Raw genomic sequence first — 25,941 nt, 5'->3', positions numbered from 1 at the left:
AATATGAAAGTATTATTGCTTTGCGAATCCGGGCCGCTCGGCTTGAAGGTTCTGTACTGCCTGCGCGGAATGCGCGCCAATGTCCAGACTGCGGGTCCTTCTGGTGCAGTTATGTTGAAGTATTCACGTTATGCGGAGCACCATACAACCGTGCAATTCTGGTTGCATGGTGCTCCAAGACCAGAAGCACAGCAATGGTTACGGGATGTTGTTACGGCAGAGTCCTTCGACATTGTGGTGCCTTCTGATATCGGTAGTGCCGCTTTTTTGGCTGCAACCAGGAAAGTCTATCCAGAAATCCCGTGTTTTCCTTGCAGTGGCCTTGATACCCTGGATGAGTTGCACAACAAATGGTCATTTGCGCAGGTTTGTACGAAATATGACTTGCCGATACCAGCCACCATTCTGCTGGAATCAGCCACGCAGATCCATGAGCATTTTTTCGATAAAATTGGGTTTCCACTGATCATCAAGCCGCTGGAGGCAGAATCCAGCCATGGCGTGGTACGTGTGAATGATTTTCAGATGCTTCAGCAGTATCTTGCCAAAGATACACGCTATACCCAATTTCCATTGATTGCTCAAGCTTTTATTCCTGGTCAGGATATTGATATCAGTATTTTGGCAGCGAATAATACGATTCTGTGTAATACGGTTCAGTCCTGGGTGGGCGATGGGGTGCTTGAATTTACCCGGCATCTGGAAATGCACGATATTGCGTTACGTCTTGTCAAGGCGTTTCAATATGAAGGCTTGGCACATTTTGATATGCGAATTGACTCGCGCGATGGCAAGCTGTATGTCATCGAGTGTAATCCCAGGGCGTGGTATACGATTTCTGCTTCGATGTGGCAGGGGCTAAATTTTGTGCAGGCAGGTATCGAATATGCACTGGAAAATAAGATGCCGGTTCTGGGGAAAGGGGAGGGTGAAGGATACTATTGTCTGGCAGGCTCGCTGTGGAAACATTGCCTGTCGCCCCGCACGGGCTGGCCATATATTTCGGTGGGAGCGTTTAAAGGATTCTGGCAGTCGATTACTGATCCGCTGCCGCATCTTTATTCAAAAATCCGTTGAATTTGTGAAGAGGGGTTATGAAACTCAGTAAACTGCTGGATTCTGCCAGAAAAATAAATGAAATTGTTCGGGCTAACGGTTACTCCCTGATTCCCAGTTATTTGCGCTTCCTTGATCTGGCTGTACGTAAACAATATTCCCCTGTTGAGATCTTCATGGAAGACTTGCTCAATCCGCGCTGGAGTGATGCGGAAAGAGCAGAAATGATCAGCAAGGAGCGTTTTCTTCACTTGCAGGAAAAACTGAATCCGCAGCCTTATCGCTACCTGACGGAAGACAAGATTGCCTTTCATCACTACTGCATTAAAAAAAACCTGCCCGTACCGGATTTAGTTGCCATATATGATCCTGACGGAAAGTCTTTCTGGGGAAACGGCGCCTCAATTGACTCCGGCGAATATTTGCTGCAAGGGTTGGCGGATTATCCATTCGATATTATTGCTAAACCCGTTCATGGTGTTCATGGCGATGGCGTGACCTGTCTGGATTTTATCGATGGAAAACATCATCTGGCTGACTCCCCTCATATTCCACTGGACGAAGCATTAGGCAATATTTTTATGAAACAGAGTGACCAGTATATTTTGCAAAAAAAACTGTACAGTCATCAAGCCATTGTTAATTTTACCAATAATACTGCGTTGCAGGGTTTGCGCCTGATTACCTGTCTGGATGAAAGTGACCGACCACTTCTTATTATTCGTAAATTAAAATTATCCAAAAAAGGCAATATTGTTGATAACTTTTACTGGGGCATGAATCAAGGGCGACAGTGCGCCATTGATGAAAATGGGGTTGTAACAAGTACGGCAACCTATGATCCGGTAAAAAAATGCGTTGTACGGCTGGATTATGTTGAAGACGCTGCTGGCAGTCGTGCTACTTTTAAAATACCCATGTGGGAGCAATGTGTAGCACTGATGCTGGAAGCGCAACGCGCCTTTGCGCCATTAAGAACCATCGGATGGGATGTGGCAGTTACGAATGATGGCGTATTCCTGATTGAAGGCAACGTTTTCTGGGATCCCCTAATGCCGCAAGAAGGCAGCATGCATGAAATATGCACGCTTCTTCCGGTAAAACCAGACTCTGTTACTGCCTGGCCAACCCAATGAATTACCGTTTCAACCCATAAAGCTTCAATTTTTCGTAGGGCAGGTTAAAGGGCACGACAGGTACCCAGTTTTCATTGCCTTCAAGCACCATTGGTCCTTGATCAGTGATGGCAATATCCCACCCAACTGCTCGCAGTGGCAGGAAAGCAAGTGCAGCCTGTTCGGCAAGTTGCTTGCAAGTTTGCCAGCAAGGCACTGTAAACTCCAGTAAATTTGCCAGCGTAACAGGATGATAATCCACCTGTACGAGGTATCCCTGTTGTTGATCCATCGCATGGATCTTGCGAAATCTTCCGTTCGTGGGATCAATCTCGGCCAGCATGTTGCCAGTCTTTCCGAGATTAAAGGCATCAGCGAGTCCTTCCGACCCGGCAAGCTTCATGAAGGCAAACAGTATTTCCACCTGATTATCAGCTGTGACGTGCGTACAGATGCGCATGGTCTGCAACATGTTGAAACCAGTCAGCTGCATGATATCAGAATGATTTTTTACCCGGGATTGCAGTAATATGCCCTGGAAATCCTGATCGACCACCGTTATATTTTTCTTGTAAGATGCAAATGATGCTTCTATTTGAGTTAACGTCCGGAAAAAATCATCAACACCAAGTTTCTGATTCTGATAGATCAAGCTGCCGTCCATATGCTTTTCCAAGGTGGCCAATCCCAACCCGAGTATGCCATTATTGGGCTTGAGCAGGTATTCGCCCGGTGCTAGTGCATTGACAAAAGCAACCCAATCCACCGAGGTCTGCAGAAGTGTGCCATCTACTCTCTGGATAGTGCCATCATGGAAAAGGCCATGAGTAGCAGGCGTCGCCAAGTGATTGTGAAGGCATAATTGGGTAAACCGAAGTTTGTCTTCGATGTTAGCAACGGCGGAAACCGGATTATGCTTGCGGTAAAACCGGTCAGCCATTTCCTTGGAGACATAATGTTGAAGTCGGTCTGACCCGTCAAGCGGATCGGCTAGTCCGTAGAGCCGGATTTCGTATGCGGAGAATTGTGCCCACCCATAAGCGGTGAACCAGTTTTGTAACACTTGAACAGGTGAGCGCTGGTAACGTTGGATTTCCTGATTGATTGTGGCGAGTGTTTGTAATACTTTTTGTAACAAAATAGCAGTCCTCAAAATAGTGAAATCCAAAGCAATGAATGGCCATATCTTCTGATCTGGCGATAGTAATTTATGGCAGCATTCTTAACCGATAGTACTTGCTACGTAGATTTTTGTAAATTTAGTTATCTGGAGAAAATAATGTTGCATCAATATCGATCAAGGATCAAAGACATTTACGAAACTCTGCGCTGGCGTGGCCGTCTCGCATACACTTTTACATCCGCACGGTTGCATCGTATACGCTTGTCGCAAACTACGTTTATCGGTATTACAGGTAGCGCAGGTAAGACAACTACTAAAAATCTGAGCCATCTGATTCTTTCAGCCTTTTATCCGGTGATCAGCACGGAAGGAACAATGAATACGCCCATCATCATCGCGGAAACCCTGCTTGCCACAGAGAGAAGACATCGATTCTGTATTATGGAGATCGGTGCGTTCAAGGCTGGCGCGTTGGATTTACCAATGCGTCTGCTCACGCCCAGAATTGGTATCTTGACCAATATAGGAAAAGATCACTTCCGAGCTTTCGAGGGAAAAAGTATTGACGGAATTGCCGCCGAGAAGGCGAAATTGATCAAAGCATTGCCAGCAGATGGCACGGCAGTGCTCAACATCGATGATGCGCGCGTCAAGGCCATTGGCGAGCAATGTCGGGCACGGATTATCTGGGTGGGTAGGGATGAAGGGGCGACCATCCGTTTGATCGAAGCCACTTCCCGTTACCCGGAACCGCTCAAATTAACGATCGCCTATCAAGGCAAAACCTATAACGTCATCACGCAACTACACGGCACCCAGCTTGCATTGTCGGTATTATCGGCGTTGGGGGTGGCCGTCGCGGCTGGTATTCCACTGGAGAAAGCGATTCCGTTGCTGGCAGAAGCCTGGCCAGAGGACGGGTGGATGCAGATTGTTGATGGCGGGAAGGGCGTGACGTTTATCCGTGAGGATTTCAAGGCACCGCTATGGTCACTGGGCGCGTCATTTCAATTTCTAGGCGAAGCAGCTGCTATTCGCAAGATTGCGGTGATCGGGTCAGTTTCCGACTTTAACGGAAAGAGCCCTTCGATCTATAGAAGAAGTGCAAGAGAAGCAACAGAATATGCCGACATTGTCATTTTTGTCGGTCAACATGCGCACCGTGCGTTGCGTGCCAGAAAAGATGAGAACGATCAGGTGCTGCAGGGGTTCGCCACCATGCGCGAAGCTGCGGATTACTTGCGGAGTATTTTACAGCCGGGCGATCTGGTGTTGCTCAAGGGATCGAACAAGGTCGATCATCTGGAACGACTGGTGTTTGACCGGCAGCAGCCGATTCAATGCTGGCAGGAGCGCTGCGGGCTGGACCGGTTCTGTAATCATTGCTCGCAACTATATCAGGCCGACCCGATAAATGATTCCGTTCGGGAAGTAATCCCTCCAGAAATGATGTGTGAGGCGATTTCTCGGGAAGTTGCGTATCAAGCTGCCACGGTCACGCCGGTTATTGTTGGACTGGGCAATCCCGGCAAGGAATATGAGGATACCGTACATAATATTGGCTATCGTGTAATTGATGCGCTCGCCGCACGTTATGATGGCATTTGGCAAAATGTGGAAGAAGGGCAGTTCTGCTCGATCCGGCTTAATGAGGCAGTGGTGAAACTGTTCAAGCCTGATGCATACATGAACCTGACGGGGCCCAGGCTGCAGCAGTTTCTGGCCAGTACGGGTTGCCTCCCGTCGCATTGCATGATTATTTACGATGACATGGATATCGAGCTGGGCAAAGTCAAATATAAACAGGAGGGCGGCGATGCTGGGCATCGCGGCGTGAAATCCTGTCTGGCGGCATTGGGCACCTATGCTGTGCCAAGGCTGCGCTTTGGTGTGCGTGAACCAGGCAGTGATAAAAAGGCGGGCGAGCAGGTTCTTACCAATTTTAGCCCGGCAGCGCAGGCACAACTGCCACAATTGATCGAGCAGGCGATGGATATGATTGTGCAAAGGCTTACGGTAGTGAACTCTTCTGATAGCCGGAAGTGAATATAGCGGATTCCAGATTCAGGGCAGTAATTTAAGGCTTCCCCCCGACGGAAAGTGGCTTTGGGGTAATCTGACAAGGTAGGACTAGCCAGCATAATGAATTACCGTTTCAACCTATTTTAGAAAGAGGAGAAATAAATGCAGGTTGCAGAAAATATCGAACACATGAGCTTTCAGACGGAAGCTAAGCAGTTGATGAAGTTGATGATCCATTCCTTGTACAGCAACAAGGAGATATTCTTGCGTGAGCTGATTTCCAATGCGTCTGATGCCGCTGATAAGCTGCGATTTGAGGGGTTATCTGATGCGGCTTTGTACGGGGATGATCCTGATCTGAAAATCTGTGTGGCTTTTGATGGGGAGGCTCGTACACTAACGATTACTGATAATGGTATAGGCATGTCGAGACAAGAGGTGATTGATAATATCGGTACGATCGCCAAATCGGGTACACGAGAATTCTTTAATGCGCTGACTGGAGATCAGGCTAAGGACGCGAATCTGATCGGACAATTTGGTGTCGGCTTTTATTCGGCATTTATTGTCGCGGATAAAGTAACTTTGACCACACGGCGTGCGGGTTTGACGAACGAGCATGGCGTTCGCTGGGAATCAAGCGGTGAGGGAGAATTTACACTGGAGACCGTTGAAAAACATGACCGTGGCACCGAGATCGTGTTGCACCTGCGTGAAGATGAAGTGGATTTTCTGGATGGTTATAAGCTGCGTTCAATTATTCGTCGTTATTCGGATCACATTACCCTGCCCATTCTGATGAAAAAACAGGTATGGGATGAAGAAAGCAAGAGCGATAAGTTAAGTGATGAGGATGAGACGGTCAACCAGGCCAATGCCATCTGGACACGGCCCAAAAACGAGATTACCCAGGAGCAGTACGAGGAGTTCTACAAACACGTTGCCCATGATTTCGAACCGCCGCTGGCTTATGTGCATACCAAAGTAGAGGGCAAACAGGAATATACCCAGCTGCTATTTATTCCCGCACGCGCACCATTTGATTTGTTTGATCGTGATCATCGCCACGGTCTCAAGTTATATGTTAAACGTGTTTTTATTATGGATGATGCAGAGAAACTGTTGCCTGCATATCTGCGATTTGTCCGTGGTATCGTTGATTCGAATGATCTGCCGCTAAATGTTTCCCGGGAAATTCTGCAGGAATCCAAAGATATCGATACTATCCGTGCGGGTTGTATTAAAAAAGTGCTTGGATTGATCGAGTCGCTGGCAACCAGTGGAGAAAAAGCCGGCCAGGAGCAATTCAGAACATTCTGGCGTGAATTTGGCCAGGTTTTGAAAGAGGGCATCGCTGAGGATTTTGCTAATCGCGAGCGCATCGCCAAGCTGCTCAGATTTGTTTCGACATTCGATGAAAGTGAAGCGCAGAATGTCTCGCTGGATGAATATATTTCCCGTATGAAGCCAGAGCAGGAAAAGATTTATTACATCACGGCCGATGGGCTAAAAGCAGCTCAAAGTAGTCCTCATCTCGAGATTTTCCGTAAAAAAGGTATCGAAGTCTTGCTTCTCTGTGATCGTATCGATGAATGGCTGGTATCGAATCTGCATGAATACTCAGGCAAGTCACTACAATCAGTAGCCAAGGGTGATCTTGATCTGGGCAAACTGGAAGATGAAGAAGAGAAAAAAATACAAGAAAAAGAAACCAGCGAATTTCAGGAGTTAGCAGCGAAAATGAAGGAAGTTCTGGCAGACCAGGTCAAAGATGTTCGCGTCACTTTCCGTCTGACGGAATCTCCTGCCTGTTTGGTGGCAGATACACACGATATGAGTGGTAATTTGGAGCGTTTGCTTAAATCTGCAGGCCAAAAAGTCCCCAACACTAAACCTTTTCTGGAAATCAACCCGCATCACCCCATGGTGCAACGTTTGAAATATGAAGATACCAAATTTACCGACTGGAGCCGGATTCTATACGATCAGGCGCTGCTGGCAGAAGGTGGGCAGCTCGAAGATCCAGCTGGATTCGTAAAACGGCTCAATGATCTGCTGCTGCAGAACGTGTTGAGCAGGTAGAAGAACAGGCTCTTAGTTCTTAAATGGGATTTTTCAGTCGAAGCTTGAAAATGGTGCAACACAATGAATGCTGGAAAAATTACTGATAGCATTCTTTCAAAACTGGGGCCGGGATTGCTGTATGCCGGTGCTGCTGTGGGGGTGTCCCATTTGGTGCAATCGACGCGTGCAGGGGGGATGTTCGGATTTGAATTGATCCTGGCGATTGTGATCATCCACTTCATTAAATATCCTTTTTTTGAATTCGGACCACGTTATACCGCAGCAACGGGTAAAAACATACTGCATGGCTATGCCATGCTCGGGAAATGGGCGGTGTGGGCGTATTTGTTGATGACTCTGTCAACCATGTTCATTATCCAGGCGGCGGTTACCGTGGTGACTGCAGGGCTGTTTACCCATATTTTCGGGCTGGACGGATTGGGCGGACATGCGCCACAGACTGTTGCCGCCATTATCAGCAGCTTGTTGCTGCTGATCTGTTTCACGCTACTGGCAAGTGGGCACTACGTATTGCTGGATAAGTTAATGAAGGTCATTATTCTGGTGCTGTCCGTCACCACCGTGATCGCTGTGATTGCATTGCTGTTTGACAATCCAGGACATTACGCCTCTGCAACCGTGCATTTTTCCTGGGGTGAGCATTTGCACCTGCTATTTCTCGTCACCCTGCTTGGCTGGATGCCCGCGCCGGTCGAACTTTCGGTGTGGCACTCCATCTGGTCACAAAGCAAGAATGAGAGTGAAGGCAGAATGGTCAGTATGCGCGACACCATTTTCGATTTTCGGGTAGGTTTTATTGGAACGGCTTTTCTCGCCATCTGTTTCCTGCTGATTGGTGCGCTGGTCATGTATGGCAGCGGGGAAATCTTTGAGACTGATGGCGCCAGATTTGCCGGACAGCTGATCGGCATGTATCAGCATGCGCTTGGTGATTGGGCCTATCCGATCGTTGCCTTGGCCGCACTTACCACCATGCTCAGCACCACGCTGACCTTGCTCGACGCCTTTCCACGCAGCATTGGCATGTCGCTCGAACTGCTGTTTCCGCAAAAGATTCAGCATAGCAAGAATGGAAATATCTACCTGGGCTGGCTGTTGATCACGATTGCTGGCACATTGTTGATCCTGTTCTTTATGCTGCCTTCAATGGGAGAGATGGTAAAAATAGGTACGATAGTTGCCTTTGTGGCTGCACCGGTATTGGCAGCACTCAATACGCTGGTGATGTTTGACAAGAATGTTCCTGAACAATATCGTCCCGGAAAGTTTATGCTGCTTTGGTGCTTGTTCGGATTGGTCGCGTTAACAGCCTGCTCAGCGGGTTATCTGCTTTTGCTGTGAATATAATAAGGTGCGTATAGTTGAAAACAGGACTGAGTGTGGGATGTTTAACTTGACCAGGTTAGAACGATGGCTTTAGCTAAGAAGTCGTGAAGAAATAGGTGTTGCAGTTATTTATAGACGACTTCTCAACCAGATAGTCGCAAGACTCGCCAGCTTTCAGGCTATCGTTACGTCTTTCTCCAGGTACACATCCTGAATCGCATTCAGTAGCGTGATACCATCAGCAAAGGGTTTCTGGAAAGCTTTGCGTCCAGAGATAAGCCCCATCCCACCCGCGCGTTTGTTGATTACTGCGGTGCGGACAGCCTGATGCAGATCGTCCTTGCCGGATTCGCCGCCCGAGTTGATCATGCCGACACGCCCCATGTAACAGTTGGCAACCTGGTAGCGGACGAGATCAATCGGATGATCGCTAGTGAGTGTGCTGTAAACTTTTGGGCTGGTTTTTCCGAATTTAATTGCGTTGTAGCCGCCATTGTTTTCTGCCATTTTTTGCTTGACGATATCTGCTTCGATGGTGACGGCCAGATGGTTGGCCTGGCCGGTCAGATCGGCACTGACGTGATAATCCGCTTCTGGGGTTTTGAACGCCGTATTGCGTGTGTATGCCCAGAGCACAGTTGCCATGCCCAGTTCATGTGCATGCCGGAATGCGTCTGAGACTTCTTCAATCTGCCGACGGGATTCTTCTGAGCCAAAGAAGACGGTTGCACCCACTGCGCAGGCGCCCATATCGAATGCCTGTTCGATACTCGCAAACAGCGTCTGGTCGTACTTGTTTGGATAAGTTAGCAGTTCATTGTGATTCAGTTTGAGAATAAACGGAATTTTGTGCGCATAACGCCGTGCAACCATGCCGAGTACGCCCAGTGTGGAAGCAACACCATTGCATCCACCTTCTATCGCGAGCTTGACAATATTTTCGGGATCGAAGAACTGTGGATTGGGAGCAAATGACGCACCTGCCGAATGCTCAACACCCTGGTCAACCGGCAAAAGTGATAGATAACCACTACCTGCCAACCGCCCATGATTATAGAGCGATTGTAGATTGCGCAGAACGGAAGGCTTACGATCACTTAATGCAACGACGCGATCAATAAAATCCGGCCCCGGCAGGTGAAAATTTTCCTTGGGCAAACCTTTGCAGACATGAAATAGTAAAGTATCTGCTTCATTACCAAGAAATTTTTCTATATCAGACATAATGACCTCCACATTGGTAAGTGAGTGATGCAACAGTTATGAGTATGCACCTTCTTTGTTACATGAGAGCTATTTTCCAGGCATGGCGGATATAAAAAAGCCCATCAATAAATTGATGGGCTTTTAGAGCAGATGGTTAATCCTGCGTGATTACAGCAGTGGAATAATCATTAGTGCCACGATGTTGATAATTTTAATCAATGGATTGATAGCGGGTCCAGCGGTATCCTTATAAGGATCGCCGACGGTATCGCCGGTGACAGCAGCTTTGTGCGCTTCACTGCCTTTACCACCATAGTTGCCATCCTCGATATATTTTTTAGCGTTATCCCATGCACCGCCGCCAGCAGTCATGGAAATAGCGATAAACAAACCGGTGACAATCGAACCCATCAACACCCCGCCCAGCGCTTGCGGACCGAGGAAAACACCGACTAATACCGGCACGAGTACGGGCAGGAGTGAAGGAATCATCATCTCCTTGATAGCGGCAATAGTTAACATATCGACCGCGCGCGAGTAATCCGGTTTGGCCGTGCCTTCCATGATGCCCGGAATTTCCCGGAATTGGCGACGTACTTCAATCACGACCGAACTGGCGGCACGCCCAACGGCTTCCATTGACATGGCTCCGAACAGGAAAGGCACCATACCGCCAATGAAGAGACCAATGATAACCAAATGATTAGATAGATCAAAGGTAAGAACCTTGCCTGCATGTTCCAGGCCGTGCGTGTAATCGGCAAACAGCACCAATGCAGCCAGCCCGGCAGAGCCGATTGCATAGCCTTTAGTGACGGCTTTGGTTGTGTTGCCAACGGCATCGAGCGGATCGGTAATAGCACGAACTGATTCCGGCATTCCTGACATTTCGGCAATACCGCCTGCGTTATCGGTAATCGGACCGTAAGCATCCAGCGCAACGATAATTCCGGTCATGGATAACATGGCCGTAGCGGCGATCGCGATGCCATAGAGGCCGGCCAGTGAGTAAGCAACCATGATGCTGGCACAAACTGCCAGTACCGGTGCGGCAGTCGCGCGCATGGCAACACCCAGACCAGCGATGATGTTGGTTGCGTGCCCGGTGGTGGAAGCGTTGGCGATATGTTGTACCGGCGGGTATTCAGTGGAGGTGTAGTATTCCGTGATCACGACCATCAAACCGGTCAATACCAGGCCGACAGTTGCGCAGGCGAACAAACGCATGACCAGATCACCTCCACTACTTTCGATTCCATCCAGAATCAATGTGGTTTCTCCCATGAACCATACTGTAACCGGGAGGTAGGAGAAAAAAGCAATACCGCCAGCAACTGCTAGACCTCGATATAACGCATTCATGATTTTACCGCCATCACGCATCTTGACAAAGTAGCAGCCGATGATCGAAGCTACAATGGAGGCTGCACCCAGCATTAATGGATAAACGACAGCGCTGCTCGTATTGGTCTGGAACAACAGTGCTCCCAGTAGCATGGTGGCAATAATTGTCACAGCATAGGTTTCAAACAAATCCGCTGCCATCCCTGCGCAATCCCCAACGTTATCACCGACATTATCAGCAATCACCGCAGGATTTCTGGGGTCATCTTCAGGGATACCCGCTTCAACCTTGCCGACCAGATCCGCACCGACATCCGCACCCTTGGTGAAAATACCCCCTCCCAGTCGCGCAAAGATCGAAATCAGCGAGCCACCAAAAGCAAACCCAACTAACGGCTGGATAATGTCACTGGTGGTTGCACCTTCAGCTGCGCCATTAAATAACAGCGCAGTGTAGCCAGCGACACCCAGTAATCCAAGTCCGACAACCAGCATGCCAGTTACCGCACCACCGCGAAAGGCAATATCGAGTGCTTCGTTCAGCCCGATTCGTGCTGCCTCAGCAGTACGAACATTGGATTGAACCGAAACTGTCATCCCCATGAATCCAGCCAGACCGGAGAGTATGGCGCCAAGTGCAAAGCTCAGGGCGGTACTCCAGGAGAGTGCCAGACCGATTAAGGCGAACAGAATGAAACCTACCAAGCTGATCGTTGTGTACTGACGTTTCAGATAAGCCGACGCGCCTTCCTGAATGGCGGCCGCAATTTCCTGCATACGTGCGTTACCAGAGGACTGGGCATAAATTTTCCGAATCCATATGCCACTGAAAATCAGGGCAAGTATTGCACTGCAGATTGCAATTGTTAAACCATTTCCCATAAAAAACTCCAATTAAAATCAGACCAACCCAAATGCACGGGCAGCTCGGCCTGGGAGCTGCCCGTCGATTTACAATTCCAACGCCATATTCTATAGGCTTAATGTTGCCGTAACTATAATAATTGCAAATTAAATCTTGAAATCGTTCAACTTCTTGCTTACCGCCAAATTTTTTAGTCTGACATAATCAGGCAGACCATTTTTATAAGGAGGGTAATCTTCGCCTTCAATCAGGGGACTGAGGTATTCGCGGCATTTGTTGGTGATACCAAACCCATCCGGGCTGATGAAATCTTCCGGCATCATTTTTTCGACATTGGCGACATCAGCAAGCTTGGCCATACCGGTTTTCCAGGTATAGGGCGTGTTGGATGTGCGCTCGATGGTAGGCATGACTGAGTTGTGCCCGGCAATGGCGTATTCCACCGCAGCTTTACCCATGGCATAAGCCTGCTCGACATCTGTCTTAGAGGCAATGTGGCGCGCGGCGCGTTGCAGATAATCCGCTACTCCCCAGTGGTATTTTAGTCCGAGCCCCTCTTTGACGATATTGGCAACAACTGGCGCGACCCCGCCGAGCTGCGCATGACCAAAGGCATCACGTAATCCCTGATCTGCGAGAAATTTTCCGTCGGCATCCTTGACGCCTTCCGAAACCACAACCGAGCAATAGCCATATTCCTTAACATACTGATCTACTTTAGCAAGGAATTTTTGTTTGTCGAAAGTAATTTCAGGAAACAGGATAATAATCGGGATCGGACAATCCTCGCTGGAGGCGAGTCCACCTGCAGCTGCAATCCAGCCAGCATGCCGTCCCATGACTTCCAGCACAAAAACCTTGGTGGAGGTTTTAGACATGCTGGCTACATCAAAACTTGCTTCACGTGTGGATACGGCAATATATTTGGCAACCGAGCCGAAACCAGGGCAGCAATCGGTGACAGGCAGATCATTATCGACTGTTTTCGGGACATGAATGGCCTGCAGTGGATAACCCAGCGTATCCGACAGTTGCGAAACTTTCAGGCAGGTATCTGCTGAATCGCCTCCACCGTTATAGAAAAAATAACCAATATCGTGCGCTTTGAACACTTCGATGAGTCGCTCGTATTCACGTCTGTTATCTTCAAGACTCTTGAGTTTGTAGCGGCAGGAACCAAAAGCACCTGAAGGCGTGTGGCGCAGTGCCCGGATGGCGTCTGCCGATTCGGTACTGGTATCGATCAGATCTTCGGTCAACGCACCAATAATACCGTTGCGTCCTGCATAAACTTTGCCAATTTTATCTGCATGCGCGCGCGCGGTTTCCAGCACACCCGCCGCGGAAGCATTGATAACAGCGGTAACACCGCCCGATTGGGCATAAAAAGCATTCTTTATAGCCATAATTTATGGTTTCTCCTGATTAATCAAACAAAGATAGGTTTTTTTCGGTTATGTGTCAAAGCGGTAAAACAGCTGACAGATTCAGCGACCAGCTCGCTTAGGTGAGTTACTTATGAATTACTTAAGCGCGGCAATGATATTGTTTCGAATGGTCAGGAAATCGCCCATGCCGGTTACTTTGACATAAGTGGGGGCGTTTGCTTCACCGCTTGCTGACCAGCTGGAATAATAGTCGATGAGCGGTCTGGTCTGGCTGTGATAGACTTCCAGTCGTTTGCGGACAGTTTCTTCCTTATCATCGTCACGCAGCACCAGTGTTTCTCCAGTTACATCGTCCACATCAGGCTGTTTGGGCGGGTTGAAAACAATGTGATAAACCCGACCAGAGGCTGGGTGAACCCGACGTCCGGAGAGGCGGTTGATGATCTCGGCATCTGATACATCAATCTCGACGATATAATCGATGGCGATCATCGCGGCTTTAAGCGCATCGGCCTGCGGTATGGTTCGAGGAAATCCATCAAACAGGAAGCCATTGTGGCAGTCAGGCTGACTGATCCGCTCCCGCATCAGATTAATGATAATATCATCCGGCACAAGCGACCCGGAATCCATGATTTTCTTGGCCATCATTCCCAACTTGGTACCTTCCTTGACAGCCTGACGAAGTATATCGCCAGTGGAAATTTGTGGTATAGCGAAATGGTCCCGGATAAAGACTGCCTGCGTGCCTTTTCCGGCTCCCGGTGCGCCTAGCAGAATAATGCGAATGGTGTGCCTCCTTGTGTCATGAATCTTTTGATGAGATAGGAAGTTTGCCGAGGAATCTCAACTCATGCTCCTGGCAACAGCCTGCGAATTATATCCCACGCAACGGGATTCTTGAAGTTTTTGATGGGTTTCAGATGCATGGCATGGCTACAGCTGTCATGCGCATATTTTTCAGTTGACTATGCGATAATTTAACCGCTTCTTCTCGGGAAAGACTATGGACGAAAATAGAAATAAGGCGCTTTCTGCTGCGCTGGCTCAAATCGAAAAACAGTATGGCAAAGGGTCGATCATGCGCATGGGCGACAGCGATATTGCCAGGGATATTCAGGTGGTTTCGACCGGATCGCTGGGGTTGGACATTGCGCTGGGTGTGGGTGGGTTGCCGCGCGGACGGGTAATCGAGATTTATGGGCCGGAATCATCCGGAAAAACAACGCTGACGTTACAGGTGATTGCCGAAATGCAGAAGATAGGCGGGACAGCGGCCTTTATCGATGCGGAGCATGCTCTGGATCCACAATATGCGCAGAAAATTGGCGTGCATGTGCAGGACCTGCTGATTTCACAACCGGATAACGGTGAGCAGGCGCTCGAAATTACCGATATGTTGGTACGCTCCGGATCGGTCGATGTGGTGGTCGTGGATTCAGTAGCCGCGTTGACGCCACGCGCCGAGATCGAAGGTGAAATGGGAGAGCCGCAGATGGGGCTTCAAGCGAGACTGATGTCTCAGGCGCTGCGTAAATTGACCGCGAATATCAAGCGTACCAACACAATGGTTATTTTTATCAATCAAATTCGTATGAAAATCGGGGTAATGTTTGGCAGCCCCGAGACTACTACTGGCGGCAATGCGTTAAAATTTTATGCTTCCGTGCGGCTGGATATTCGTCGAACCGGTTCGATTAAACGCGGAGAAGAAATCATTGGTAACGAGACGCGCGTCAAGATTGTCAAAAACAAAGTAGCGCCACCATTTAAACAAGCTGAATTTGATATTCTCTACGGTGAGGGAATTTCGCGCGAAAGTGAAATCATCGAGCTGGGGGTGCTGCATAAGCTGATTGAAAAATCGGGTGCCTGGTATGCCTATAATGGCGAGAAAATCGGGCAGGGCAGGGACAATGTGCGTGACTATTTAAAAGCGCATAAAACTCTGGCACAGGAAATTGAAGCTAAAATTCGCACGGCTGTCGGATTAGTCGAAGCTAATCAACCGGAGCAATCTTCGGTTGCATCATGAATAACCAGCCTGGATTGATGGCGCGGGCCCTGAAACTATTGGCGCAGCGCGAGCACTCCCGGTTGGAATTGCAGACGAAGCTGGCCGAACATGCCCCAACACCTGATGTATTGACCAGCCTGCTGGATTCACTTGAGCAGCGTAATTTACTTTCAGATGAGCGAGCAGTAGAGCAGATTTTACATTCGCGCAGAAAGCGCTATGGCAGCAGGCGCATCGTGTTTGAATTGCAGGAAAAAGGTATTGCCGATCATTTAATCGCCGCTGCACTGGAAGATCTTAAGGCCACGGAATTTTCCAGTGCGCAGGCAATATGGAGCAAAAAATTTGGGGTCGCACCGGCCAGTCACGCGGAGCGCGGTAAGCAGGAGCGCTATTTGGCGGGTAGAGGTTTTTCATTTGACGTAATTGGTCAGGTGCTGATTAAGGCAGAAAAAACACGTCATCAGGATTGATGCTATCAACAACATTGGCAAAATTATGAAAAGCAGTGAAATCAGGCAAAAATTTCTGGGATTCTTTGAGTCACATGGGCACGCCGTCATTTCGTCCAGTTCACTAGTGCCAGGAAAGGATCCCACGCTGCTTTTTACCAATGCGGGTATGGTGCAATTCAAGGATATTTTTCTTGGCAAGGAAACCCGATCCTATGTTCGCGCCACCAGCGCCCAGCGTTGTGTGCGTGCCGGTGGTAAGCACAACGATCTTGAAAATGTCGGTTATACCGCGCGCCATCATACCTTTTTTGAAATGTTGGGTAATTTCAGCTTCGGTGATTACTTCAAGCGTAATGCCATTCTGTTTGCCTGGGAATTTCTAACCACTACCCTGTGCATTCCTGAAGAAAAACTATGGGTGACAGTTTATGCGGAAGACGATGAGGCTGCCGATATCTGGCTAAATGAAGTTGGAGTCCCCCCTGCGCGTTTTGTGCGTATCGCAACGTCCGATAATTTCTGGCAGATGGGCGATACCGGGCCATGTGGGCCTTGCTCCGAAATTTTTTATGATCATGGTTCAGAAATTGCTGGTGGCCCGCCCGGATCAGAAAACGCGGATGGCGACCGTTTCATCGAAATCTGGAATCTGGTGTTCATGCAATATAACCGGGACAGTGAAGGAGTGTTGCATCCGCTGCCCAAACCTTCGGTCGATACCGGTATGGGGTTGGAACGGATCGCCGCTGTGATGCAGGGGGTGCACAGCAATTATGAGATTGACCTGTTTCAGGATCTAATCCAGGCTGCCGCTAAGGCGACGCGCACCACGGATTTGACCCATAATTCACTTAAAGTAATCAGCGATCATATCCGCGCCTGTGCGTTCCTGATTGCGGATGGCGTCATTCCTGGCAATGAAGGTCGGGGTTATGTATTGCGTCGCATTATCCGCCGCGCGATTCGCCATGGTTATCAGCTGGAGCAAAAACAGCCGTTTTTCCATTTGCTGGTAAATGCGCTGGTTGAGTGCATGGGGCAGGCTTACCCCGAATTGCTGGCAACCAAAGCGCATGTCGAGATGGTGCTGAAGCAGGAAGAGGAACGTTTTGCGGAAACACTGGAAAATGGCATGCAGATCCTGGAAGCAGAGCTTGCCAAAGAAAAAAAGCAGCTTGCGGGCGAGGTGGTGTTCCGTTTGTACGATACCTTTGGTTTCCCGGTTGATCTGACGGCAGATATTGCCAGGGAACGCGGTATCGGTATCGATCAGACCGGATTCGAGGCAGCGATGATGCAACAGCGGGAGCGTGCCCGTGCCAGCGGTAAATTCAGCATGCAATCCGGCATTCGCTACCATGGTGTGCTGACGCAGTTTCATGGTTATGATTCACTGCAACAGGAAGCCATGATCCAGGCAGTTTATAAGCAGGATATCCCCGCTGATTTTGTCGAGGCGGGTGAGGAAGCCATGATCGTGCTGGACCATACCCCTTTTTATGCTGAGTCCGGTGGGCAGGCAGGGGATAGCGGCGAGCTGTTGTCTAGTAGCGGCACCTTTGTGGTGACGGATACGCAGAAATTGCAGTCGCACGTTTTTGCCCATAAGGGTGTGCTTGGCCATGGGCGAATTGTTGTGGGTGACAAGATAATTGCCAGAGTGGATGCGCAAAAACGTGCCAGCACGGCCTGCAATCATTCTGCCACCCATTTGCTGCACGCTGCGCTGCGGCAGGTGTTGGGTCAGCATGTAACGCAAAAAGGTTCGCTGGTTAATGCCAATCGATTGCGTTTTGATTTTTCTCATTATCACGCCATGCAGCCAGATGAGATTCATGCCGTCGAGAACATTGTCAATGCGCAGATCCGGCAGAATCATGAAGTAGCAACACGGCTGATGGCCTATGATGAGGCAGTGAAGCAAGGTGCGATGGCACTTTTCAACGAGAAATATGAGGACGAAGTGCGTGTGGTGGCGATGGGGGATTTTTCGACAGAATTGTGCGGTGGCACGCATGTTGCCCGTTGCGGCGCAATCGGATACTTCCGAATGGTTGCCGAATCCGGTATCGCCGCCGGTATTCGCCGTATCGAAGCACTGACCGGAGAAGCCGCTCTTGAGCATACCCAGCAACAGGAACGGGAATTACGGGAAGCGGCTGGTTTGCTAAAAGTATCTCCCCAGGAAATGACTGTCAAGCTGGCGCAGATGCTGGATCATGTTAAACAAATGGAGAAAGAGCTCGGCACGTTGCAATCGAAGCTGGCAAGCCTGCAAGGTGCATCATTGATCGATCAGGCACAGTCGGTCAAAGGAATCAACGTGCTGGCGATTGCGCTGGATAATGCGAATAGCAAAAACCTGCGTGAGATGCTTGATAATTTCAAATCCAGGTTAAAACCTTGTGTTGTCGTGCTCGGAGTGGTTGAAAATACTAAAGTCAGTTTGATTGCAGGGGTTTCGGAAGAATTAACCGGCCAGCTCAAAGCGGGTGACCTGATCAATTTCGTTGCGCAGCAAGTCGGTGGTAAGGGCGGTGGGCGTGGCGACATGGCGCAGGCTGGCGGTACACTCCCCGAAAATCTGCCACAAGCGCTTGCCAGTGTTGCGGGTTGGGTGGAGCGAAATACATGATAAATATTCCACGCTGGGCAGATTCAAGAACCAACTGCAACAGTTAATCGATGACCCACAGGATTGAGGTGATCCTCAACCCCTGCGGCGTTCCGGGATTGTCGGCGGAGCCGCATTCTCTGCGGCTGGCGGGCTTTGATCTCAATTACTTTGCCTATCATTTTGTCATCCAGCGGGTAGACCTGATAATAATTAACGATTAATAATCATTTGGTTAATACAGTAAATCTCTGGCTGCGAGATGGTAGTAACAGAGGGTGCGACAATTTGTCGCATTGCTATTTAATAATTCACGTCTGATAATTAACCCGATTCTTTGGGATCCGGCTGGTTTTTTTAGGAGTGGCCAAATCAGGGAATCATAATAATTTAATAAATGGCTATGTCATCGTTAGTTAGTGGTGGTCATGTAACCCAATGAATTTGAAAGAAAATATTAATTATTGGTTTTTTGGTTAATGACTTGTTTATAAATGATAAATTGTGTTTATTAGTCCGAAGTAAGGTTAAAACCACCGCCTTTAAGGCGGTAAGATTTATCTTTTAAAATATTGGACGTACCATGATGCTAAAAAAAGTAGGGGAGTATCATGGACTATCGTTATGGAAGTCACACAGTTTTCAAGATACAGTACCATTTTGTATTTGTAACAAAATATCGCTATAAGGTACTGAGAGGTGACATAGGGCTGAAGGTCAGGGAACTGATAAGGCAGACGTGCGAGGCATTTGAAATAGAAATTCTGAAAGGTGTTGTCAGTCAGGATCATATACATGTATTGGTATCTGCGCCACCAAACATGGCGCCCAGCGAAATAATGAGGCGCATCAAAGGCAGAACTTCTACGAAGTTGTTTGAAAGTTTTCCGGACTTAAAAAAACGCTACTGGGGGCGCCATTTTTGGGCGCGAGGGTACTTTTGTGTAACATCAGGAGAGCTGACAGAAGAGATGATCCAAAACTATTTGGAGCATCATTTTGAACCTAAAGGTGATGATAATTTCAGTACCGAAAGCTAAACGGGTCTTAAGACCCGTATCCTGACTTTAGTCATTGTCACTAACCCACCAGCTTTAGCTGGTGGTTGTTTAGTTGCAGTGGTCAACAATTAATGATGACATAGCCTAATAAATTAACAGGGTGAGACACGCAGACGTTCAAGGCTGTCATGCCCAGATTGGCTGGGCATTAATCTGATTGGACTTATAGATCAAGATAATTTTGCAGTTAACCGCATTACAGGAGAAAACCATGTTATTACCAGTTCGCAATACGGGGTTGACGGGGCTGCTGTCAGCCATTTTCATGCTGATGGCTACGGGAGTGGCGCAAGCCCACGAGGTTTCCGGGCCGATCGATCCGGAAGGCAATGTTCCTTCTTTTACTGCTGTCGCGGCTGTCGCCTGTCTGGATGATGGCACTGGCAAGGCTAATCATTTATTTGCCACTGTTCGCGATGACGCCTCCAATCCGTTCGTGGAAGGCATGCAGGTGACGCTGACACTCTTCAAAGGTGGCCGCGCGATCAGCACCACGGATACGACTCAGGGTGACAATGAACCCAGCCTGCCGGTCAAGCTTGAGGGAGGAGAGGGCACATATTTCATGGTCGTCAATAAGACCCGTCCTGGGTTACGTAATGTCAACATTACCTATCACTGTGAAGCGGCAAATGGTATACATACGGGCACGAGTCTCAGTCTTACGCATTATCAGTAATCTTTGGACGGCAACCAGATAGACGCGTTATTTTTCTCAAGGGATATGCCATGACCGGTTGTGGATGGTGGATACGAGGGAAATACTCTGCTGTAGGGAGGGAATTACGCGGACTACTGTTTTGTCTGCTGCTGGCGGCGATTCCGTGTTTTGCGCATTTTGAGGGAAATACCCTGCCGCCAGCCTGCCATCTTTATCAGATGGATGGTGCGCCCGTATCAGGCTGGGAATCCATGCGGGGGAAGGTTATCTATATCGATTTCTGGGCATCGTGGTGTCCACCCTGCATCCAGTCCTTTCCCTTCATGAATCAGCTTTTTGCAGATTTTCATGAACGCGGACTTGAGGTAATTGGTGTTAATCTCGATGAGAAACAAGGAGATGCCGATCACTTCTTGCAGAAAATGCCACCACAGTTTACGGTAATGTTTGATCGCGAGAAGCACTGCGCGGCGGATTTCAATGTCATTGCCATGCCGTCTACTTACCTCATCGATAAGCGGGGATTTATCCGTCATATTCATCGTGGCTTTCGTCCCGGTGAAACGGATCTGATGCGCGAGCTGATTGATGCGTTGCTGGCAGAAGCTATCTGATGATGTACTGATGACTCGTCTTAATCACATACCATAACTTAATTCATGAACATCTATCTTATGGGAAGGTGGCTATGCTTGCTGCTAGTCGTCGGTGTCCTTACGGGATGTGTACAAGTAGCCGCCTGGGAGCGGGGCAATCTGGCCAAGCCCCAGATGGCGCTTGAGCCTCATCCCTTACAGGCGAATACGCGCGCGCATAATTACAGCAGTCGGGAGGCCGGTGCGAATGCCCATTCTGATGGCGGTGGCGGGGGGTGCGGCTGTTACTGAGACAGCTTTTTGCCTGAAGCAGAATCACGCTTCTCATTAGCACAGCTGCGGATACTACGCCACAACTACCCTCCTTAAAAAAGGATTCACGATTGTCCAGTCAATCCAAAAAAAAATTTCCAGACAGTCCCCTTTTACGAACCCTGACATCCACAGCGCTGGTGCTGCCAGGATTATTGACAGCCCCTGCACAGGCGCAGGTAGTCAATCCGGGTAACGGGAGCGGCATCAATTTTCAGTATAGCCGTTATCAGGAAGGCAAACGCGATCTCTATTCCGTTAAAAGTGATTTGAGTCCGATTGTGGTGGATACCCTGCATGGTAGCGGATCATTTTTCATCCATGACCGCTTGAAACTGTCGTTTGCCTATACGCAGGACACCTGGTCGGGCGCTACGCCGGTCAGCATGGTGCCACTGGCTTCCAATGCGGGTAATCGTTCGTTTAATCGCACCCTGAAAACGGGTGAGGCCGTGTCAGGAGCATCCCCTTATGTCAATGGCACTGTAACGCTGGATCGCGATCTCAATCCGATTGGTATCGATGCCCAGGGGAAACAGGTAGTGGATCCGCGAACCGTACTGGTGCTCTCGTCAGCATCTCCGGAAACCCGTGGCCAGGGTGATTTTGGGTTGGCTTATGAATGGGATGAGGCGGCATTGAATCTGAGCGGTGGGCTTTCGCATGAACGGGATTACGATTCGGTTTATGGTCGCGCCAGCGGTCGATTCGATTTCAATCAGAAGCTGACGAGTGTGAAATGGGGGGCAGGATATACCAGCAGTCGACAGTCAGCCGTATTGGATCACGATACGATCTCGTATATAACTAGTCTGGGGTATGCCGATCGGCTCGAAGTGCGCGATAGACTGGTGATATTGGAGGGAGATCGTCGCGACTGGACTTCCGGTCTGGGAATCACGCAAGTATTGGGTAAAAATTCGCTGGCCACTCTGGATTTTGGCTATACCCACAGCAGTGGATTTCTGGAAAATCCATATAAGGCAGTCACAACCATTTTTATCGATCCGGATCTGATCAGTCCTGATCCGAATGCGCTGCTCAGGGGAGATTTGCGCGCTCTGCTCGAACAGCGTCCCGACCTGCGCAATCAATTTGGATTCAGCAGTAAACTGGTCCAGTATATTCAACCGCTTGATGCCGCGTGGCATATCAATTATAAATTTTCATTCGATGACTGGGGCATTCACAGCCACACGTTTGAAAGTGACTGGGTCCAGCCGCTGACAAGCGGCTGGACTATCACACCACGGATTCGCTATTACTCACAAGACTCCGCTAATTTTTATACACCCTACATGATCTCGAACCAGCCTTTTATAAAAGGAACTGTTGGGGAAGATGGTGAAATCACTAATACTTTTTTTGATTTGAATAAACTGCCGAAAAATTTTTCAAGCGATCATCGCTTATCAGATTTTGGGGCGTTAAGTGGTGGCGTCACTCTCAGCAAACGATTTGCGCGCGGGGTGGCGCTGGAAGCCGGGTTTGAATACTACACTCGTGCGAGCAGCTTGAAGCTGGGGGGGGGCGGCAACAGTGGCTTTGCTGATTTTGATTACTATGTTGCCAATGCGGCTATCAAACTTGACATGGATGCCATTCGTTTCAACCGTGAACAGCATGGTCATCATAAGACGGCGGACACCCATGCAGATATGCACCGGCATAATCTCTCTCCTCTGCCAGCAGGCATTATGTTCGGGCATATGCTGGATAAGGCGGGTGACTTCATGCTTGGCTATCGTTTCATGTACACCCGCCAGAGTGGCGGCATGCGCCACAACACACACAGGGCCAATGATCAGGAAATCGTCAATGGAGGATGCAGTCCGGGTCTGTGCACTTTCACCCCTGCCTACATGGATATGCGCATGCACATGCTCGATATCATGTATGCCCCAACCGGCTGGTTGAATCTGATGCTGATGCCACAGTTCATGGATATGGAAATGAATCTGCGTGAACTGAAAGATCGACCTCCGCCTGTGCTTGGCGCGCACGAGCATGTTGGTACACCACATCAAACCGGTGCAATTGGTGACGTAATCGCCATGTCTCTTTTCCGGTTATTGGATTTACCTGACCATAAACTTCATCTGGGGCTGGGCGTTAGCGCACCTGCCGGCAATACCAGGCTGAGGTTGAGACGGATCGCCCAAAATGAGGGGGGACTGATTCATTTTGATATGCAGCAGGGTAGTGGTACCTGGGACTTTCTGCCTAATTTGACTTATACCGGAAACGCTACTCGCTGGTACTGGGGTGCGCAGCTCTCCGGCACTAAACGGATGGAACGCCGGAATGACTCCGGTTACCGGCTGGGTGATATTTTTCAAGCCTCTGCCTGGGGGGGCTTTCATCTGACTGACTGGCTTGCGGCTACGGTGCGAGGACAATACAGACAGCAGGGAAGAATCCAGGGAGATTTTAATTCATTTAATGGTCGTATCGGTCCGATGGATTTTCCCGGAAATCAGGGGGGGCGATTTTGGGATATAGGATTTGGTATCAATGCTTCGGTTCCCAAAGGAAAATTCTCTGGCAATCATTTTTCAGTTGAATGGCTGCAGCCAGTAAGCCAGGATTTTAATGGCTTTCAGCTCAATCGCAAGGGGACATTGAATGCTACCTGGAGTTACCACTTCTAAACTGTACCACCGGCGAAGTCACAAGACTCCGAAGGAACCCGCATCGGCACGCGAGAATTTACAAAAATAGGCAATAAAAAACCCCAACCGAGAGTGGCTGGGGTTTAAATTTTGGTGGCCAAGGGCGGAATCGAACCACCGACACAAGGATTTTCAGTCCTCTGCTCTACCGACTGAGCTACTTGGCCAATACATTCCTATCGTAGCTTCGCCATAAAAAAATCAGCAAACCTAGACTATTTTTAATGCCGCTTTGATGGCGCGCCCGGCAGGATTCGAACCCACGACCCCTTGGTTCGTAGCCAAGTACTCTATCCAACTGAGCTACGGGCGCATCTTGCTGCATCAAGGGAGCTTCAACTAAGCCCAATTATTTTTTGGTTCAAGAAAGCTCAGCATAATGTTACATCCGGACGTTTTTGTCAAGATCCGGGGCGAGCAATGCTCTGAATACGCATCACCAGATCGGACGTGGATATGTCGGGGGTATAGGGTAGTTCCTGAATCATCTCTGCCGGTAATGATGCGCATAATTTGCGTTTATCCTGGCGCTCCTGTTCTGATGCGCAGGCAAAGGTGTAAATATCAAAGCCATGTTGTTGCATCCATTCCAGGGTGACGCTCGCCGGGGTTTCCGTCATGACGGCATCGGTGTATTTGCACGCGGCGACAACGGCAGCGCGTTGCGCCTGTTTCATGACCGGCAGCTTGCCTTTGTTTTCCACCACGCGCTCATCCGAAACGACGCATACCGTCAGATACGTTCCCAATGCGCGTGCCGCTTGCAGAAAATTTACATGGCCTTCATGAAACAGATCGGCCACCATGCGGGTATACACGCGTATTTGCCGTTGATTTTTAGGCCACGCGGGAATTTTCCGCTTCAAGCGCGTAAGCGCGCGTTCCAGCCATTGGCGGCTGCGCAGCGCGAGCACGTCATCGGGGTCTTTTAACGCGATCTGATGCGCATAACACCACGCTTTGGATAAGTCCCCCACCAGCCAGCGCTGTATCAGCCGGTGATACGCGTAGCAGCGCACCAGCAAGGTAAAACTTTCCAGATTGAGCGCGGATACTACGGTATCCCAGTGAGGATTCAGCGTGCGCCAGTCGCCGTAGAATGCGGTGAGAATTTTTTCCGGCTGGCGCGGAAACCAGACGGTACCGTAGTCCGTTTCACGTTGCGTCAGATCGAATTTGGGGAAAATCGAGACTCGCTGATACTCACCGGGATAGCCGGGCAACGCGAAACCGCCCACGATCTGCTTGCCTCTCGCCTGCAAGCCGCAGACATCGAGCGTAATTCCCAGTTCCGGGTGCACGTAATCGCGGTAATTGGCGTATTCAATCCGCATCGGCGAGCGCGCCCACCCGGCTTGCTCCAATGCGGCGCAACAGCCATCCCACGATTCCATGTGCACGGCGATGTCGAGATCCTTGTCGAAATCCAGCAGGCAGCCGTTACGAACCAGGCCCAGCAACGTGCCGGCAAAAGGAAATGCCGGAATGTCCAGCCTGGCCAGTTGCGCGCACGTCGTCCACAGTAATTGCTCGGCTTTGCCCGAGACAAAGATATTTTCCTCGGTTTGCAGTAGCTTCACTGGCTCCTTTTGTGGCGGGATTTTTCCCGTTCTGGCCAGCGCCATCAGGTGATTCGATGCATCAGTGAAATGCGCCTGTGCGGAGGACAAGTCCAGCAAAACAAAACTCGCGGTCCCCAGCACGTGCGCCCAATGCGCCTTATGAAAATCTCCTTGTACATGCGCGTAAATTTTCGCGGCGTATGCGGGCACATCGGCCGCCCGGCCAGTACGCATCGCTAGCGAACACCATAGCCGGGCCACATCCTGCGACAGTGGATTCTCAATTTTCAGCGGATCGAGTAGTGCATCAGCGTCATTAAACTTACCGGCGGCGATCAAATCCTTCGTTTTCAATAATAATTCTTCAAGCTTCGTGGTCATATTCAGCAATCCATATTCCATTTTTTTAACAGTCACTTAGTATCATCCTCTCCAACATCTAGCGCAATTAATGATTGCAT

19 protein-coding genes and 2 tRNA genes are annotated in these 25,941 nt (G+C 49.3%); 13 read left to right on the top strand and 8 right to left on the bottom strand.

Annotated features, from left to right (window positions below; translation table 11 throughout):
* Positions 1-3: 3 nt before the first annotated feature.
* On the top strand, positions 4-1,077 hold the full coding sequence (locus IPG31_04480) for an ATP-grasp domain-containing protein (protein ID MBK6617642.1): 1,074 nt from the start codon (positions 4-6) through the stop codon (positions 1,075-1,077).
* 155 nt (positions 1,078-1,232) lie between these two features.
* Complete coding sequence (locus IPG31_04475) at positions 1,233-2,192, top strand: hypothetical protein (GenBank protein MBK6617641.1); 960 nt, start codon at positions 1,233-1,235, stop codon at positions 2,190-2,192.
* Between the two features lies 1 nt (position 2,193).
* Here the strand turns inward: IPG31_04475 and IPG31_04470 are convergent, their stop codons facing one another.
* Entirely contained in the window at positions 2,194-3,312 is a 1,119-nt protein-coding gene (locus tag IPG31_04470) for a hypothetical protein (GenBank protein ID MBK6617640.1), read from the bottom strand.
* Between the two features lie 138 nt (positions 3,313-3,450).
* On the opposite strand from IPG31_04470, the gene IPG31_04465 reads away from it, so the two are divergent.
* From IPG31_04465 to IPG31_04455, 3 genes are all read left to right on the top strand, one after another.
* On the top strand, positions 3,451-5,340 hold the full coding sequence (locus tag IPG31_04465; GenBank protein ID MBK6617639.1) for an aminoacyl-tRNA hydrolase: 1,890 nt from the start codon (positions 3,451-3,453) through the stop codon (positions 5,338-5,340).
* A 138-nt stretch (positions 5,341-5,478) separates the two neighbouring features.
* The gene (gene htpG / locus IPG31_04460; protein ID MBK6617638.1) at positions 5,479-7,398 is read left to right on the top strand and encodes a molecular chaperone HtpG; all 1,920 of its coding nucleotides are present in this window, start codon (positions 5,479-5,481) and stop codon (positions 7,396-7,398) included.
* A gap of 63 nt (positions 7,399-7,461) precedes the next feature.
* A complete protein-coding gene (locus IPG31_04455) occupies positions 7,462-8,742 on the top strand; it encodes a divalent metal cation transporter (GenBank protein MBK6617637.1) in 1,281 nt (426 codons plus the stop codon).
* A 159-nt stretch (positions 8,743-8,901) separates the two neighbouring features.
* Here IPG31_04455 and IPG31_04450 read toward each other — a convergent pair whose 3' ends face one another.
* The 4 genes from IPG31_04450 to adk form a co-directional block, all read right to left on the bottom strand.
* Complete coding sequence (locus IPG31_04450) at positions 8,902-9,951, bottom strand: class I fructose-bisphosphate aldolase (GenBank protein MBK6617636.1); 1,050 nt, start codon at positions 9,949-9,951, stop codon at positions 8,902-8,904.
* Positions 9,952-10,101: 150 nt separating this feature from the next.
* Entirely contained in the window at positions 10,102-12,159 is a 2,058-nt protein-coding gene (locus tag IPG31_04445; GenBank protein ID MBK6617635.1) for a sodium-translocating pyrophosphatase, read from the bottom strand.
* Positions 12,160-12,288: 129 nt separating this feature from the next.
* Complete coding sequence (locus tag IPG31_04440) at positions 12,289-13,548, bottom strand: 6-phosphofructokinase (GenBank protein MBK6617634.1); 1,260 nt, start codon at positions 13,546-13,548, stop codon at positions 12,289-12,291.
* A 117-nt stretch (positions 13,549-13,665) separates the two neighbouring features.
* Positions 13,666-14,319, bottom strand: coding sequence for an adenylate kinase (adk, locus tag IPG31_04435; GenBank protein ID MBK6617633.1), 654 nt, complete (start codon positions 14,317-14,319; stop codon positions 13,666-13,668).
* 217 nt (positions 14,320-14,536) lie between these two features.
* Here adk and recA point away from each other — a divergent pair, with 217 nt between their 5' ends.
* The 8 genes from recA to IPG31_04395 all read left to right on the top strand — a co-directional run bounded on the left by recA (position 14,537) and on the right by IPG31_04395 (position 23,897).
* Positions 14,537-15,565, top strand: a complete 1,029-nt coding sequence (gene recA, locus IPG31_04430) for a recombinase RecA (protein ID MBK6617632.1) — start codon at positions 14,537-14,539, stop codon at positions 15,563-15,565.
* Positions 15,562-16,020: a recombination regulator RecX gene (recX, locus tag IPG31_04425; GenBank protein ID MBK6617631.1), complete on the top strand. Its 459-nt coding sequence runs from the start codon at positions 15,562-15,564 to the stop codon at positions 16,018-16,020. The genes recA and recX overlap by 4 nt, the downstream gene beginning before the upstream one ends.
* Before the next feature lie 25 nt (positions 16,021-16,045).
* Positions 16,046-18,637, top strand: coding sequence for an alanine--tRNA ligase (gene alaS, locus IPG31_04420; protein MBK6617630.1), 2,592 nt, complete (start codon positions 16,046-16,048; stop codon positions 18,635-18,637).
* Positions 18,638-19,227: 590 nt separating this feature from the next.
* The gene (gene tnpA, locus IPG31_04415; protein ID MBK6617629.1) at positions 19,228-19,656 is read left to right on the top strand and encodes an IS200/IS605 family transposase; all 429 of its coding nucleotides are present in this window, start codon (positions 19,228-19,230) and stop codon (positions 19,654-19,656) included.
* Between the two features lie 232 nt (positions 19,657-19,888).
* Entirely contained in the window at positions 19,889-20,356 is a 468-nt protein-coding gene (locus IPG31_04410; GenBank protein ID MBK6617628.1) for a hypothetical protein, read from the top strand.
* 50 nt (positions 20,357-20,406) lie between these two features.
* Positions 20,407-20,952, top strand: coding sequence for a TlpA family protein disulfide reductase (locus tag IPG31_04405; GenBank protein ID MBK6617627.1), 546 nt, complete (start codon positions 20,407-20,409; stop codon positions 20,950-20,952).
* Positions 20,953-20,997: 45 nt separating this feature from the next.
* Positions 20,998-21,225: a DUF4266 domain-containing protein gene (locus IPG31_04400; protein ID MBK6617626.1), complete on the top strand. Its 228-nt coding sequence runs from the start codon at positions 20,998-21,000 to the stop codon at positions 21,223-21,225.
* Positions 21,226-21,317: 92 nt separating this feature from the next.
* Positions 21,318-23,897, top strand: a complete 2,580-nt coding sequence (locus IPG31_04395; GenBank protein ID MBK6617625.1) for a DUF3570 domain-containing protein — start codon at positions 21,318-21,320, stop codon at positions 23,895-23,897.
* A gap of 112 nt (positions 23,898-24,009) precedes the next feature.
* Here IPG31_04395 and IPG31_04390 read toward each other — a convergent pair.
* The 3 genes from IPG31_04390 to IPG31_04380 form a co-directional block, all read right to left on the bottom strand.
* Positions 24,010-24,085, bottom strand: a tRNA-Phe gene (locus IPG31_04390).
* A 69-nt stretch (positions 24,086-24,154) separates the two neighbouring features.
* Positions 24,155-24,231 (bottom strand) — tRNA-Arg (locus IPG31_04385).
* An 88-nt stretch (positions 24,232-24,319) separates the two neighbouring features.
* The gene (locus IPG31_04380) at positions 24,320-25,861 is read right to left on the bottom strand and encodes an adenylyltransferase/cytidyltransferase family protein (GenBank protein MBK6617624.1); all 1,542 of its coding nucleotides are present in this window, start codon (positions 25,859-25,861) and stop codon (positions 24,320-24,322) included.
* Positions 25,862-25,941 lie beyond the last annotated feature (80 nt).

This window comes from Nitrosomonas sp., from assembly GCA_016703745.1.
GTDB lineage: Bacteria > Pseudomonadota > Gammaproteobacteria > Burkholderiales > Nitrosomonadaceae > Nitrosomonas.
Note: the sequence above shows the minus strand (reverse complement) of the source record. Positions and strands in the feature narration are given on the sequence as shown.